The 14,455-nt window shown below is 62.4% G+C and carries 12 protein-coding genes; 5 read left to right on the forward strand and 7 right to left on the reverse strand.

Going from position 1 to position 14,455, the window contains the following annotated elements; translation table 11 throughout:
- The first annotated feature begins 39 nt into the window (after nt 1-39).
- Nucleotides 40-930, forward strand: coding sequence for a DMT family transporter (locus ACYZT5_RS11625; protein ID WP_462051226.1), 891 nt, complete (start codon nt 40-42; stop codon nt 928-930).
- Here the strand turns inward: ACYZT5_RS11625 and ACYZT5_RS11630 are convergent.
- Nucleotides 878-1,285 carry a hypothetical protein gene (locus ACYZT5_RS11630; protein ID WP_462051227.1) on the reverse strand — a complete coding sequence of 136 codons (408 nt, stop codon included), beginning with the start codon at nt 1,283-1,285 and terminating at the stop codon, nt 878-880. The genes ACYZT5_RS11625 and ACYZT5_RS11630 overlap by 53 nt on opposite strands.
- 173 nt (nt 1,286-1,458) lie before the next feature.
- Between ACYZT5_RS11630 and ACYZT5_RS11635 the strand changes: the two genes are divergently transcribed.
- On the forward strand, nt 1,459-2,319 hold the full coding sequence (locus tag ACYZT5_RS11635; RefSeq protein ID WP_462051228.1) for a CAP domain-containing protein: 861 nt from the start codon (nt 1,459-1,461) through the stop codon (nt 2,317-2,319).
- A 16-nt stretch (nt 2,320-2,335) separates the two neighbouring features.
- Here ACYZT5_RS11635 and ACYZT5_RS11640 read toward each other — a convergent pair whose 3' ends face one another.
- Complete coding sequence (locus ACYZT5_RS11640) at nt 2,336-2,965, reverse strand: Vgb family protein (protein WP_462051229.1); 630 nt, start codon at nt 2,963-2,965, stop codon at nt 2,336-2,338.
- Nucleotides 2,966-3,001: 36 nt separating this feature from the next.
- Nucleotides 3,002-4,222, reverse strand: coding sequence for a helix-turn-helix domain-containing protein (locus ACYZT5_RS11645; protein WP_462051230.1), 1,221 nt, complete (start codon nt 4,220-4,222; stop codon nt 3,002-3,004).
- Nucleotides 4,223-4,307: 85 nt separating this feature from the next.
- Between ACYZT5_RS11645 and ACYZT5_RS11650 the strand changes: the two genes are divergently transcribed.
- Entirely contained in the window at nt 4,308-5,072 is a 765-nt protein-coding gene (locus ACYZT5_RS11650; protein WP_462051231.1) for a DUF899 domain-containing protein, read from the forward strand.
- Between the two features lie 121 nt (nt 5,073-5,193).
- Here ACYZT5_RS11650 and ACYZT5_RS11655 read toward each other — a convergent pair whose 3' ends face one another.
- The 3 genes from ACYZT5_RS11655 to ACYZT5_RS11665 are packed head-to-tail and all read right to left on the reverse strand — an operon-like array spanning nt 5,194 to nt 10,930.
- Nucleotides 5,194-6,588: an efflux transporter outer membrane subunit gene (locus tag ACYZT5_RS11655; protein ID WP_462051232.1), complete on the reverse strand. Its 1,395-nt coding sequence runs from the start codon at nt 6,586-6,588 to the stop codon at nt 5,194-5,196.
- Nucleotides 6,585-9,731, reverse strand: a complete 3,147-nt coding sequence (locus ACYZT5_RS11660) for an efflux RND transporter permease subunit (protein WP_462051233.1) — start codon at nt 9,729-9,731, stop codon at nt 6,585-6,587. Before ACYZT5_RS11660 ends, ACYZT5_RS11655 begins: the two co-directional genes overlap by 4 nt.
- Nucleotides 9,732-9,733: 2 nt before the next feature.
- Nucleotides 9,734-10,930 carry an efflux RND transporter periplasmic adaptor subunit gene (locus ACYZT5_RS11665; protein ID WP_462051234.1) on the reverse strand — a complete coding sequence of 399 codons (1,197 nt, stop codon included), beginning with the start codon at nt 10,928-10,930 and terminating at the stop codon, nt 9,734-9,736.
- A 113-nt stretch (nt 10,931-11,043) separates the two neighbouring features.
- Here ACYZT5_RS11665 and baeS point away from each other — a divergent pair, with 113 nt between their 5' ends.
- Together baeS and ACYZT5_RS11675 are read left to right on the forward strand one after the other, a co-directional pair.
- Nucleotides 11,044-12,462, forward strand: a complete 1,419-nt coding sequence (gene baeS / locus ACYZT5_RS11670) for a sensor histidine kinase efflux regulator BaeS (RefSeq protein WP_462051235.1) — start codon at nt 11,044-11,046, stop codon at nt 12,460-12,462.
- Nucleotides 12,463-12,465: 3 nt separating this feature from the next.
- Nucleotides 12,466-13,149 carry a response regulator gene (locus ACYZT5_RS11675; protein WP_462051236.1) on the forward strand — a complete coding sequence of 228 codons (684 nt, stop codon included), beginning with the start codon at nt 12,466-12,468 and terminating at the stop codon, nt 13,147-13,149.
- A gap of 297 nt (nt 13,150-13,446) precedes the next feature.
- On the opposite strand, the gene ACYZT5_RS11680 is transcribed toward ACYZT5_RS11675, so the two are convergent.
- Complete coding sequence (locus ACYZT5_RS11680; protein WP_462051237.1) at nt 13,447-14,364, reverse strand: LysR substrate-binding domain-containing protein; 918 nt, start codon at nt 14,362-14,364, stop codon at nt 13,447-13,449.
- Nucleotides 14,365-14,455 lie beyond the last annotated feature (91 nt).

A 14,455-nucleotide genomic window follows, 5' to 3' on the forward strand; every position in this document is an offset into this window, starting at 1 on the left:
ATCATACGATGGATCTCTACAAATTGAGAGTGCCCTCACATGGAACGGACCCTGCAAAACCCAACGACGGAAAAGACCGCGAGCGGATGGCTCAACGGGTTCATCGGCGTGCTGATTTTCAGCGGCTCGCTGCCAGCCACGCGGTTAGCCGTGCTGGAATTCGACCCGGTGTTCCTGACGGTGGCCCGAGCGGCGATTGCCGGGCTCCTTGCGCTTTGCATGCTTGTGCTGTTTAAAGAAAAACGTCCCGCCAAGCGTCAGCTTATGCCCTTGGCGATCGTGGCGATGGGCGTTGTAGTAGGGTTTCCGCTGCTGACGGCGCTGGCGCTTCAGTACGTGACGTCGGCGCATTCCATCGTCTTCGTTGGCCTGTTGCCGCTCGCCACAGCGGTGTTCGGCGTGTTGCGCGGAGGGGAGCGTCCACGGCCGGTATTCTGGTTCTTCTCGGTCCTGGGAAGCGCGTTGGTCGTGGGGTTTGCGATCTCTCAAGGCCTGACAGCTTCTCCCACAGGCGACATGCTCATGCTGCTGGCCATCCTCGCCTGCGGGCTGGGTTATGCCGAAGGTGCAAAGCTTTCCAGAACACTGGGTGGCTGGCAGGTGATCTCCTGGGCATTGGTGCTGTCGCTGCCCGTCATGATCCCGCTAACCTGGTTCATGGCCCCAGCTTCGTTCTCGGGAATTACCACACCTGCGTGGATCAGCCTGGCTTACGTATCGATCTTCAGCATGCTGATCGGTTTCGTCTTCTGGTACCGCGGGCTTGCCCAAGGGGGGATTGCTGCCGTCGGCCAGCTTCAACTGCTACAGCCGTTTTTTGGATTAGCGCTGGCGGCCACGCTGCTTCACGAGCAGGTCAGCATTGGCATGCTGGGGGTTACCGTCGCGGTGATCCTTTGCGTTGCCGGGGCGCGAAAGTTTTCGAAGTGAGCGGGCGCGACAAGCGTTGCTGCCAGTTTCCGGCATTGGCACGCTGACAGGCTTCTTCAGAATCGAACTGCACATGGGTCGATACCGGGCTGACGAGAACGTCCGCTTCGCTTAACGCAATGGCGGTCAACTCGAGCATGCGCTCGCCCTGTCCACTGGCCAGCGCCTGATCCTTATTGGCCTGCGAATCGAAGACCCAGATGACCCTCAGACTGGAGGGGAACAGGTCGTAATCGACCTCGTGGGTCAGCCAGCAGAACCCGACGATCTCCACTTTGGCCGTCTCACACGCCTCGGTCAGGGTGGCCACCAGGCGACGCTCGATGTGCGCCTGATCGCGTTTGCTTAACGGCATGAGTGAATCCTTGTGACTGGCGAAAAGAAGCCATCATACGATACCTCCCTGTCCTCTTTGGCGGACGCACTGACCCCACCGCAAATATGTCTCTTGCGCTCGTGAACCTTGTACTGAAGCGCCAGTCATAGCCGAGCCGTGAAATCCACTTGCCCGCTCAGAGCTGTCCATCCATGCGCCAAACCCTCCTGTCCTTTCGCGTTGCCTCGCTCTGTTTCATTCCCCTGTTTTCCCTGTTCGCCAACCCCGCCCACGCCGGTGCCGAAAGGCAGTTGGTGGAAGCCATCAACGACTACCGCGCGCACCCCGACCGCTGCTCGGGGCGTGCGGGTCGAGCGTTATCGCCGCTGTCGTTGAAGTCGAACCTGGCCCTTCCGATCGGCTATGGCGGCGGTGTGCGGGATAGATTGAAAGCCTCCGGTTATCAGGCGGTGACGGTGCGCACCATACGTGTGGTCGGTGCGCGGGATGCCGACGAGGCCTTCGACATGCTCCAGAGTGATTACTGCGGGGCGTTGCTCGATACCCAGTTCGCCGACATTGGCGTCAGTCGCGCCCGGAGTGAATGGCAGGTCGTGCTGGCACGGCCGGTGCTCGATAGTCAGGTGGGCGATACGCGAGCGGTCAGCAAGGCGTTGCTGGCACAGGTCAATGCGGCACGCTCAAAGCCACGCCTCTGCGGTCGTCAGCGCTTCGCTGCCGCACGGCCATTGGCCTGGAACGCAGCCTTGGGCGCTGCGGCGCAAGGGCACAGCAAGGCGATGGCCTACGGCAACTACTTCGCACACCAGGACCCCGACGGTGAGATGCCAGCAGACCGGGCGCGAGCCGCTGGTTTCCGTGGCCGGCAGATCGGCGAGAACATCGCTGCCGGTCAGGGCTCACCGAGCAAGGCAATGTCGGGCTGGCTGGCCAGCCCGGGGCATTGCGCCAACTTGATGAACCCGATGTTTACCCAGATGGGTGGAGCCTATGCGGCGGACGCGCGCAGCGATGAGGGGGTTTACTGGACGATGTTGTTTGGGGCGCCTTGAGTGATTGAGCGGCGCCTTATTTGGGGCGCCGCACCGCCCTCACCGTTCCACTGCCACCGCCGCCGCAGAAAAACTGATCGCCGCCGTCCGATTCAAGCCCCGACACCCCGACGCCCGCCGGCAACCTCACGCTCTCCAGTACCTCGCCGGTGTTCGAATCAATATGACGTAACTCACTTTCATCCCCTTCCCACGTGCCATGCCACAGCTGCCCCTCGACCCAGGTCACCCCGGTGACGAAGCGGTTGGATTCGATCGTGCGAAGAATCGCGCCGGTCTCGGGATCGATCTGATGAATCTTCCGCTCCTGATACTCACCGACCCACAACGTCCCTTCCGCCCACGTCAGCCCTGAGTCACTGCCACCAGGCGCCGGGATAGTCGCGAGTACGCGGCCGGTCTGCGGGTCAATTTTCTGGATGCGGTCCTCGGCGATCTGGAACAGGTGCTGGCCGTCGAAGGCAGTGCCGGCATGGGCAGCGACGTCGATTGAGCGCAGTGTCTTGCCGCTCGCGGGGTCCAGGGCGTTGAGTTTTTCGCCGGTTGCAAACCAGACGTGCCGGCCGTCCCAGGTGACGCCATGCACCTTGTCGACACCGGCAAAGGGTCCATATTCACGAAGGATTTGAGCGGCTGACTGTTTCATGTTGGTTTTCCTCGTTACGGGTGGGTGGCGTTCATCCTAGTCACCCGGCAGTGGCACCGGGAGTAACAAGGTCGTCGCGAAACCCGGCACCGGCGGGGTCATCCAGCGACGTGCCCGGCCGCGACCGAACGACTGCACCTTGCCCGCGCAGGCCAGTTCGTCGAGTGCCCGTTGCACCGTCCGCTGGCTGACGCCAAGGGCCAGTGCCAGGGCCGAACTCGACCACGATTCACCGTCGACGAGGAAGGCGAACACCCCCGCGTGTTGCTCTTCGACGGGTTGCGCCAGCACCACAACGTCGGAGGCAACCAGCGACACCAGGGCAAAACCACGCTTGGTTGCAGTGACGCCGGCCCAGGGTTTAAGCGCCGCGCGCAGCCGACCGACTTCGACTCTCAACCGCGCGCGAAGGGACTCATCGGCGAGCTTCAAACGAAAGGCCTGGGCAATCAGCGTTTCCCTCGACACGTCGGCGGGCCAGGCTTCGGCCAGTGCCCGTGCGAGGGCAAACAATACCGGGCGTGTGGCGAGGGAAACCGACATGCCGGCGCCACGCACGACGTAGCGACACGCGTCCACGACCAGCGACGTTGACCCGAGCAGCGCTTCAACCTCATCCAGCAACAGAGGCCGTTCTTCACCACGGGAAATCAGCCGCGCGACGGGCGTATTCAGGGCAAGGACAGCGTTTTCCACCTCGGCCGTCAGCGCAGGAATACCGGCATCGCGTGCGGCGTGTTCGGCCCTGGTGAGTGCAGACCGCGCCCTCTGCGTCTCGAGTCGCCGCATCGCGATCCCCGCCACGACCAGTTCGTGCGCAGCGCGCAATGCCGGCGGTAAGGGTGCGGGGTCAAGCTCGGCGAGCAGCACGTCGGCCTCATCGAGATGCCCGATCAGCAGCAAACGCCGAATCTGCAGATACCGCGCATGAGCGGCGTTCACTCGATCGCCGTGCGCCTCAAGCGTCACCCGCGCCGAATCGAGTGCCTTCACCGGCCAGCCCAACTCCCGGGAGGCCAGCGCGATCTCGGCTTCAGCGACCACACACCGCGCCCGAGCCAAGGCCTCCTTCGGACCGAAGGCCCGCGCTGCTTTCTGCACCAGCGCCTTGGCCCGAACCAGATCGCCGAGTTGCGCCATCGCAATGCCGCGCAACGCCAGCGCCGGCGCATCGTCGCGCAACGCAACCCGGTTCAGCGCGCCGAGCGGATCACCCTCTGCCAGCGCCTGTGCTGCGGCTGTGATCAGCGAATCCATAGGAATCCCGCCACATTTGTCACTCCCACCGTCGGATGTTCGCTGTTTAGTCTAATTCACGACCATCCACCCGGAGCGGACAACGATGAACAACCACATGATCGCCACTCGTGAAGAATGGCTGACAGCGCGGCTCGAACTGCTCGAAGCAGAGAAAGCGCTGACCCGGCGCAGCGACGAACTGGCACGGCAACGTCAGGCGCTGCCGTGGGTGCGGGTCGACAAGGATTACCGATTCGACACTGAGGAAGGCACGGCCTCTTTGGCCGACCTCTTCCAGAAGCGCTCGCAACTGCTCGTCTACCACTTCATGTTCGGCCCCGATTACAAGGCCGGGTGCCCGTCCTGCTCAGCGATTGCGGACGGCTTTGACGGCATCGTCATTCACCTGGCGAACCACGACGTCTCATTGGTGGCAGTGTCTCGCGCACCGCTCGCAACGTTGCAAGCGTACAAGCGGCGGATGGGCTGGACGTTCCCTTGGGCGTCCGCGCCCGACAGCGACTTCACCGCCGATTTCAACGTCTCGTTCACCGAAGCGCAACAGCGCGAAGGTCTCGTTGAATACAACTACCAGCGTGGCGGACATGCCATGGACGCAGCACAAATCCCGGAAGCCGTCGCCCGGTTCGCGGCCACCTGCGGCACCGACGCGCCCACTTACTCGCGCGACAGACCGGGGCTGAGTGCGTTTGTGCGCGAGGACGGTGAGATCTTCCACACCTATTCCACCTTTGCCCGCGGGCTGGATGGGCTATGGGGCATGTACCAATGGCTTGATCGTGCGCCCAAGGGTCGCAATGAAACGGGGCCTTGGTGGCGTCGGCATGACGAATACAAAAAGGACTGAACCCCTTTTGTAGCCGCTGGCGAAGCCTGCGTTCGGCAACTGCACAGTTCGCATTACGGGTTAGACCACTCTCCCGTAGGGTGCTCGACCGACAGTCGCTTGAGTTTTTTTCAGCTAGCGGTTAATTCCAGCCGCCCCCCAGCACTTTGTACAAACTCACCCGGTTGCTCTGTTCGGCCAAGCGCAGGGTGATCAAGTCCTGTTGCGCGCTGTACAGCGAACGCTGGGCGTCGAGGGCTTCGAGATAGCTTTGCGAACCGCCACGGTAGAGCGCGTCGGCCAGTTCGAAGCTTTTGCGGCTGGCGGCGGTCAACGCTTGCTGGGCCGCCAGGCGTTGATCCAGCGTGCTGCGCACCGCCAAGGCATCGGCCACTTCCTTGAAAGCCGTCTGCAGGGTTTGTTGGTAGGTTTGTACCTGAATCTCGCGCTCGACCTTGGCCGCGTCCAACGTTGCGCGGTTACTGCCGGCATCGAAGATCGGCAGGCTGACGCTCGGGGCAAACGTCCAGGCACCGCTGCCGGACTTGAACAGACCGGACAAGGCCGAACTCGCGGAACCGGCATTGGCCGTCAGGCTAATGCTCGGAAAGAACGCCGCGCGGGCCGCACCGATGTCGATATTGGCCGACTTGAGCGTGTGTTCGGCGGCCAGGACGTCCGGGCGGCGTTGCAACAGGCTGGATGGCAGTTCAGCCGGCACTTGAACCAGCGCCGCAGCCGATTGCAGGCTCACGCCCGGCAGCAGTTCATCAGGAATGTCGCTACCGACCAGCAGGCGCAAGGCATTGCGGTCCTGGAGAATCTGGCTTTCATAGACCGCCACGTCGCCCCGGGCCGACTCCACGGTGGTTTGCGCCTGTGCCAGGGCCAGACCGGAAGAACCACCCAACGCGTGACTGCGCTGGGTCAATTCGTAGGTCGCCTGCTGACTGCGCAAGGTCTCCTGAGCCAGCTGCAACAGTTCGTTGTCCGCCGCCAGGGTCAGCCAGGCGGTGGCCACTTCGGCCACCAGGCTGATCTGTGTGCTGCGCCGGGTTTCGGTCAGCGCCAGATAGGCTTCCAGCGCTTCGTCCTGAAGGTTCTGTACCCGCCCGAACACATCCAGCTCATAACTGCTCAACCCCAGTTGCGCGCTGTAGTCATGACTGGTGGCCGCCGTGCCGCTGCTGGACAACGAGCCCGGAGTGCGACTGTGAGTGCCGCTGACGCCGGCATCGATCGAGGGCAAGGCCGCTGCTCGCTGGATGCGGTATTGAGCCTGAGCCTTTTCGATGTTCAGACTGGCCAGGCGCAGGTCGCGATTATTGACCAGCGCCAGGGACTGCAAGCGCGCCAGACGGCTGTCGGAGAAAAACTGCTGCCACTCGATGTCGGCGGCCACCTGCCCCTTGGGCGTGCTGGCTGCCGGCAGCCATTGCTCGGCGACGGGCGCTTCAGGGCGCTCATACTGAGGCGCCAGATTGACACAGCCGCCGAGGGCCAGAACGGCCAGCAATGGCCAGTGAAACTTGATCATGCGTCACCTGTCTGGACGGATTGGGTGGAGGTCGAAGCCGTGGAAGCGCGGCCAAAACGGCGGCGGATCTGCACAAAGAACAGCGGTACGAAGAAGATCCCCAGCACCGTGGCGCTGAACATACCGCCCAGCACGCCGGTGCCGATGGCCTGGCGCCCGGCGGAACCGGCGCCGGAGCTCAAAGCCAGGGGTAGCACGCCGAACATGAAGGCCAGGGACGTCATGAGAATGGGCCGCAGGCGTTGGCGCACGGCAATCAACGTCGCCTCCCGCAAGCTGTTGCCCTGCTCTTGCAGATGCTTGGCGAACTCAACAATCAAAATCGCGTTTTTGGCCGCCAGCCCCACGGTGGTCAACAACCCCACCTGGAAGTACACGTCATTGCTCAAGCCCGTGAAACGGGTCGCCAATACCGCGCCGACCACACCCAATGGCACCACCAGCATCACCGAGAATGGCACCGACCAACTCTCGTAAAGAGCGGCCAGGCAGAGGAACACAAACAGCACCGAGATCCCGTACAGCAGCGGCGCCTGGGTACCGGACAGGCGCAGCTGATACGACTGCCCGGTCCACTCGTAACCGATGCCTTCCGGCAAATGCTTGATGATCGCTTCCACCGCGTCCATCGCCACGCCGGAACTCACGCCCGGCGCCGGATCGCCAACGACTTCCAAAGAAGCGCTGCCGTTATAGCGCTCCAGCAACGGCGAGCCATAACTCCACGAGCTGCTGGCGAAGGAGGAAAACGGCACCATCTCATCGTTGCTGTTGCGCACAAACCAATGATCCAGATCCGCCGCTTGCATGCGCGCTGACGCCTGGCCCTGAACATAAACCTTCTTGACCCGCCCCTGATTGAGGAAGTCATTGACGTAACTCCCGCCCAGGGCCGTCGACAAGGTGGCGTTGATGTCGCTGGTGCTCAGACTCAAGGCGCCGGCCTTGCGATCATCGATATTGACCTTGAGCTGGGGCGTGTCGTCCAGACCATTGCTGCGCACACCCAGCAACCGCGGGTCTTTTTCCGCCAGCTCGATGAACTGCTCCCGTGCCGCCACCAGGGCGTCGTGCCCCAGGCCACCGAGATCCTTGAGTTGCAAGTCGAAACCGGAACTCTGCCCCAGGCCGCGCACGGCCGGCGGCTGCATGACAAACACATTGGCATCACCGATGCTCGCCAGCGCCTGGGTCGCCCGCTGGGCGATGGACGCCGAATCCTGCCCTGCCCCCAACCGCTCGCTCCAGTCCTTGAGCCGGATAAAGGCGCGGGCGGTGTTCTGGCTGTTGCCGCCCATGCCCAGGCCGGTGATGCTGATCAGCGCCTCGACTTCCGGTTGTTCGAGCATGTAGTTTTCGAACTGCTTCATCACCGCTTGGGTGCGACTGTCGGTGGCGCCTACCGGCAATTGCACCTGAGCCATGAGAATGCCCTGGTCTTCGTCCGGCAGGAACGAGGTCGGCAGGCTGGCATAACCCGCCGCCATCGCCAGCCCCACCAGCCCATACACCAGCAGGCTGCGACGCCCACGCTGCAAAATTCCGCCCACCAGCCCTTTATAGGCCTCGGCACCGCGCTCGAAGGTGCGGTTGAACCAGCCGAAGAACCCGCCTTGAGCGCCATGGCCCTGAGCATCGGACGGCTTGAGCAGGGTCGCGCACAACGCCGGCGTCAGCGTCATGGCCACCAGCACCGAGAGCACCATGGCCGAGACGATGGTCACCGAGAACTGTCGGTAGATGATCCCCGTGGAGCCACCAAAAAACGCCATGGGAATAAACACTGCGCTCAGCACCAGGGCGATGCCGATCAGTGCGCTGGTGATTTCATCCATCGACTGGCGCGTGGCGGCCAGGGCCGAAAGCCCCTGCTCGCCCATCACCCGTTCGACGTTCTCCACCACCACAATTGCGTCGTCCACCAACAGGCCGATGGCCAGAACCATAGCGAACATCGTCAGGGTGTTAATCGAATAGCCGAACAGCGCCAGCACGCCGAACGTGCCCAACAGCACCACCGGTACGGTGATCGCCGGAATCAGCGTGGCCCGCAGGTTTTGCAGGAACAGGAACATGATCAGCACCACCAGAACAATGGCCTCGCCCAACGACTTGACCACCTCCTCGATGGACAGGCTGACAAAGGGCGTGGTGTCGTAGGCAATGACGTTTTTCAACTGCATTTCCGTCGGGTAAAACGGCGCCAGCTCCTTGAGCTTGGCCTTCACCGCTTCGCCGACTTTCAGGGCATTGGCGCCCGCGGCGAGCTGTACGCCCATGGCGGCAGTGGGCTTGCCGTTGAGGGCCGAGTTCACGTCATAGCTTTCACTGCCCAGCTCAATCGTCGCGACATCGCCGAGCAAGACCACTGCGCCGTCGCTTGAAGACTTGACCACGACATTGCGAAATTCTTCCGCGGTTTGCAGCTTGCTGCGGGCACTGATCGTGGCGTTCAACTGCTGCCCTGCCACCGCCGGCAAGGCGCCGAGCTGGCCGGCGGACACTTCGGTGTTCTGCGCCTCCAGGGCCGTACTGATGTCCGAGGGCATCAGCGCGTATTTTTCCAGCAGGGCCGGGTCGAGCCAGATGCGCATGGCATAGCCCGAACCGAGGGTCTGCACATCGCCGACGCCATCGATACGACTGATCTGGTCAAGCAAAGTGCTGGAAATGTAGTCGCCAATTTGGGTACCGGTGACACTCGGGTTGTCGGAGGCCAGGGCGGCAATCATCAGGAAGTCCGAGCCGCCCTTGGTCACGGTCAGGCCTTCACTTTGCACCGACTGCGGCAGTCTCGATTCAACTTGTTGCAGCTTGTTCTGCACCTGCATCTGCGCCACGTCGGGGTCGGTACCGGCGTTGAACGTCAGGTTGATGCTGGCGCTGCCCGCCGAGCTGCTGGAGGCAGACATATAGGTCAGGTTGTCCAGACCGGTCATCTGCTGCTCGATCACCTGGGTCACCGAATCCTCCACGGTCTTGGCCGAAGCACCGGTGTAAGTGGCGGAAATCCGCACCGTCGGCGGCGCGATATCCGGGTACTGTTCCAGGGGCAGTTGGCTGATGGACAACGCGCCGGCGAGCATGATGACGATGGCGATGACCCAGGCAAAAATCGGTCGATCAATAAAGAAGCGCGCCATGCTCAACCCTCCTGCGCAATGGCAGTGGGGGCGGCGTGCAGCGTCCGTCCCCGAGTGCGGGTGTTTTGCGCCAACACCGCGGCGCCGACGCGGACTTTCTGTCCGCCTTCCACGATCACCTGATCACCCGCCTTCAGGCCTGCGGTGACCCACCACTGGTTGCCCACGGCGCGGTCGATGGTCAGCACGCGCTGCTCGACCTTGCCGTTGACCACCAGCAACACCGAGGTCACGCCGCTGGCGCTGCGGCTCACGGCCTGTTGTGGAATCAGAATCGCCTGATCATTCCAGGCCTGCTCCAGCACCGCCCGCACATACATGCCCGGCAGCAGCAGATGCTCCGGGTTGTCGAACTCGGCGCGCAGGGTCACCGTGCCGGTGCCTTGGTTGACACTGACCCCGCTGAATTTCAAGCGGCCTTCGTGGTTATAGGTACTGCCGTCGTCGAGTTTGAGGCTGATCCGCGCTTCACCCTCGCCGTTGCCTTGCAATGCGCCGCTGGCCAGATCGCGCTTGAGGCGCAGCAGTTCGGTGGTCGATTGCGTGACATCAACGTAGATCGGGTCCAGCTGCTGCACCGTGGTCAGTGCGCTGTCCTGATTGGCCACGACGAGCGCGCCGGGGGTGACGGTCGACGTTTCGATGCGCCCGCCGACGGGCGAGCTGATGCGGGTATACGCCAGGTTGATGCGCGCTGTATCCACACCGGCCTGCGCTACTTGCAGTTCGGCCTCGGCGGTCAACAGGCTGGCCTGAGCATCCTCGTTATCCTGCTGGCTGATGGCGTCGATCTTCGCCAGTTGGGCATTGCGTTTGGCGGTGGCCTGGGCTGACTTCAGGGTGGCGCGGGCCTTGGCCACGGTCGCCTGCGCTTCAGCCAATGCGGCCTTATAAGGGGCCGCATCCAGCTGATACAGCGCCTGTCCGGCCTTGACCTCGGCGCCTTCGACAAACAAGCGTTGCTGGACGATACCGCCGACCTGCGGGCGGATCTCGGCGACCATGAATGACTGGGTGCGCCCGGCCAGTTCAGTGGTCAGCGCCTGACTCTGAGGTTGCACGGTGATCACCGAAACTTTTGGTGCGACAGCGACAGGCGCGGACTCGCCGGCCGAACAACCGCTCAACACGAACAGAACGATCAGGGAAAGAATAACGGCGGCGGTTACCAGGGATTTGGCGAAAAGTTTGGTCGACATATCTGCCTCTGCAAGACGGGGTGGCTTGAGCCATGCGCCATACTGCGAGGCAAATGTGCAGGAAAATTGAAGATTGCCCGCCGAGCTTGAATCTTCGTCGCGTCAGGGCCTAAATGACCGGGCCATTCACCGACCCGCCCGAGCCCATGAAACTGAGTATCTCCACCAAGCTGTTTGTTGCAGTACTGGCCAGCGTGCTGTTTGTCATCCTGAGCATGGGCCTGGCCACCAGCTGGAGTTTTGGCCGGGGGTTTCTCGGCTACCTCAATGAACAGGCCCTGGAGCGCATGGCCCCGGTGCTGCCGCGCCTGGCCAGCGCCTACGAGCGTGAGGGCAACTGGGAATTCCTGCGCAACCAGCCGGATCGCTGGTTCGAGATCATGCGGCCGGAGCCGAGGGATGGAGATGTGTTCCACGAGCTGAGGATTCCATCACCCTCTGACCTGACGGGCGCGTTGTTCCGCATAGCCTTGCTGGATCAGCAAAAAAAACGCGTCACCGGTTACCCCGCGATCGGAGATGACGCCTTGCTGCGTCCGATCGAAGTGGCCGGCAAAACCGTCGGTTGGCTGGCAGTCACCCCTTTCCAGAGCGTGACGGAAGCAGGGGGCGAACGCTTTCAGCAGTATCAATGGCGTGCCAGCCTGGCGATGGGGGTGCTCTCGTTGCTGTTGGCGATGCTGATCGCCTGGTGGATTGCCCGCACCCTGCTCGAACCGGTCAAACGGGTGGCCGCGGCCACTCACCGTCTGGCCGCCGGGGAATACAGCAATCGAGTGACCGTGTCGTCCGACGACGAAGTGGGCCAACTGGCTCGCGACTTCAACCAGCTTGCGTACACGCTGGAACGCAACGAACAGATGCGTCGGGAATTCATGGCCGATGTCTCCCACGAACTGCGCACCCCGCTGTCGGTATTGCGCGGTGAACTGGAGGCCATCGAGGACGGCGTGCGCACCCTCGATCAGACCTCGATGAAGTCGCTGCAAGGCGAAGTCGGCATGCTCAGCAAACTGGTGGATGACCTTTACGAGCTGTCCCTGGCGGACGTCGGCGCACTGAACTATCGCAAGAGCGAATGCGTGCTCAACGAGCTGCTGGAAAGCAGCGCGGCCATGTTTCAAGAGCGCTGCAACGCTGCGCAGCTGCGTCTGGAGCTGGACCTGCCGGCGCAACCGCTGCGGTTGGAGGCCGACCCCAAGCGCCTGCAACAACTGTTCGGCAACCTGCTGGAAAACGCTGTGCGTTATACCGATCCGGGCGGTGTACTGCGCATCAGCGCTGCCATCGATGGCGACGACGTGCGCATCGAATTCCTCGATTCCGGCCCCGGGGTTGAAGCGCAACAATTGCCCCGGCTGTTTGAGCGTTTCTACCGCGGCGAAGCCTCACGCAATCGCGCCAGTGGCGGGGCCGGCCTCGGATTGGCAATCTGTCATAGCATCGCCCTGGCCCACGGCGGCAGCCTGACGGCCGACCACTCTCCCTTGGGTGGCCTCTGGCTGACCCTGCGCCTGCCACGGAATGCCTGAACCATGGTCAACGACACTCCGATTCTCATCGTCGAAGATGAACCCAAACTGGCCGCGTTGATGCGCGACTACCTGACCGTTGCGGGCTACCCGACCCAGTGTCTGGACAACGGGTTGGACGTGGTGCCGGCGGTACGTGCCCGCGAGCCGCGACTGATCCTTCTCGACCTGATGCTGCCCGGACGTGATGGCCTGCAAGTGTGCAAAGAACTGCGCAGCTTCAGTGCGGTGCCCATCATCATGATCACCGCCCGAGTCGAGGAAGTGGATCGCCTGCTCGGACTGGACCTGGGTGCCGACGACTACATCTGCAAACCTTTCAGCCCCCGTGAAGTGGTCGCCCGAGTCAAGGCCATCCTGCGACGCAGCCCGCATCTTTTGACGTCTGCGCGATCGCGTCTGCAGATTGATGAAGAGCAGTACCAGGCCTCCTTCGACGGTATTGCACTGGACCTGACGCCCCTGGAACTGCGACTGCTCAGCACCCTCGCCCGCTCTCCAGGACGCGTGTTTTCTCGGGATCAGTTGCTCGACAAGATCTACTCCGATCACCGAGTGGTGACCGACCGCACGGTCGACAGCCATATTCGCAATCTGCGGCGCAAGCTCGAACAGGCCTGCCCCGGGGAGAATCCCATCGAGTCGTTGTATGGCGTGGGTTATCGGTTTCAGCTCGCCGACGACTGAGGCGTCGTCCGGGCTGAGGATGATCGCCGCCCGCTCCGCCCGGTTTGAACGCCCGACGATGCCGACACACAAGTGTTCCAGTGCCCAATCCACTCTGCTGCGGGGTGAATAGCCCAGCACCACGACGATCAACCCAAACAGCATCAGCAGCGTTAGGTCGTATCGCAGGTGTACCTTGGGCTGAATGATTAGAGTTCCTCAATGCAGAGAATGACGACAGCTCCTGAGTCCTTCTACATGGATCAACCGATCGCGAGTCCGGTTCAGGCACACCGACAAAAGGCAGCCCTCACAGCGTCATCGTCCAGCCGCCCACCCCGGCTGTCGCCCAAAGTCTTCGAACAGTTCAAAAATGGTCGATTTGACCTTTTGCACCGCGTTGCTCTCGACGACCGTGTCATGCCAGCACAGCGAAAGATCACGGGTAAACAGTCGATGATCGATCCTGGCCAGCTTGAGCCTGTGTTGCTCAAGTTCAACATGGGCGGCCGCCCACGGCAGGATTGTCACGCCCAGATTGGCCAGGACGGCCGAGAACAACAGGTCCGTGGAATTGGCCTCGAACTCAACCTCGCAGTGCAGGCCGGCCTCCTGGAAGGCTGACTCGACCCGACTGCGGATCGTGTTTGGCGCACAGGGCAGCACCAGCGGCATCTTCGCCAACGCTTCAATCGACAGCGGTTCATCCGGTAATGAAAACTCTGGCCACGCCACCAGGTACAGCGTTTCGGTGAACAGCCGCTGCATGGCCATGCCACGGGTTTCGACCGCATCGACATTCACTGCCAGTGCCACCCGCCCGACCGTGATCAGGCGTCCGAGGTCAGCGCTCGGCGCATCGATCAACTCCAGCTTGATGCCCGGATAGCGACTGCGAATCGTGCGCGCAAGCGGAATCGCCAACATGCGTGCAGTACTCGACGGCATGCCGACCGACACTTTGCCCTGCGGGAAGTCGGCGTCCTGACGCAACAGTTCCTGCGTGCCGTCAGCCTGGCGCAGCAGTTCGATGGCATGCCGATACAGCGTCTGCCCGGCTGCCGTGGGCACCACGCCATGCACGCTGCGCTCGAGCAGTTGCATGTCCATGTCCAGTTCCAGATTGCGCATTTGCTGGCTGATCGCGGGCTGCGCGATATGCAGTGCTTCGCTGGCGCGAGTGATGTTGCCGCACTCGACCACTTTGATGAAATACCGCAACTGGCGCAGGTCCATGCATCCCTCCAAAGCCATATAACCTTCCGATGGAAGCAGAGGAATATCATATTTGAAGCTTATGAGATACGACGCCTAGACTCGTCTCACA

It is taken from the genome of Pseudomonas sp. LB3P14, assembly GCF_054898045.1.

Coding starts and splice junctions, on each gene's coding strand:
- ACYZT5_RS11660 (WP_462051233.1), bottom strand. CDS start 9,731: ATGGCGCGCTTCTTTATTGATCGACCGATTTTTGCCTGGGTCATCGCC.
- ACYZT5_RS11635 (WP_462051228.1), top strand. CDS start 1,459: ATGCGCCAAACCCTCCTGTCCTTTCGCGTTGCCTCGCTCTGTTTCATT.
- baeS (WP_462051235.1), top strand. CDS start 11,044: ATGACCGGGCCATTCACCGACCCGCCCGAGCCCATGAAACTGAGTATC.
- ACYZT5_RS11680 (WP_462051237.1), bottom strand. CDS start 14,364: ATGGACCTGCGCCAGTTGCGGTATTTCATCAAAGTGGTCGAGTGCGGC.
- ACYZT5_RS11645 (WP_462051230.1), bottom strand. CDS start 4,222: ATGGATTCGCTGATCACAGCCGCAGCACAGGCGCTGGCAGAGGGTGAT.
- ACYZT5_RS11665 (WP_462051234.1), bottom strand. CDS start 10,930: ATGTCGACCAAACTTTTCGCCAAATCCCTGGTAACCGCCGCCGTTATT.
- ACYZT5_RS11675 (WP_462051236.1), top strand. CDS start 12,466: ATGGTCAACGACACTCCGATTCTCATCGTCGAAGATGAACCCAAACTG.
- ACYZT5_RS11625 (WP_462051226.1), top strand. CDS start 40: ATGGAACGGACCCTGCAAAACCCAACGACGGAAAAGACCGCGAGCGGA.
- ACYZT5_RS11640 (WP_462051229.1), bottom strand. CDS start 2,965: ATGAAACAGTCAGCCGCTCAAATCCTTCGTGAATATGGACCCTTTGCC.
- ACYZT5_RS11650 (WP_462051231.1), top strand. CDS start 4,308: ATGAACAACCACATGATCGCCACTCGTGAAGAATGGCTGACAGCGCGG.
- ACYZT5_RS11630 (WP_462051227.1), bottom strand. CDS start 1,285: ATGCCGTTAAGCAAACGCGATCAGGCGCACATCGAGCGTCGCCTGGTG.
- ACYZT5_RS11655 (WP_462051232.1), bottom strand. CDS start 6,588: ATGATCAAGTTTCACTGGCCATTGCTGGCCGTTCTGGCCCTCGGCGGC.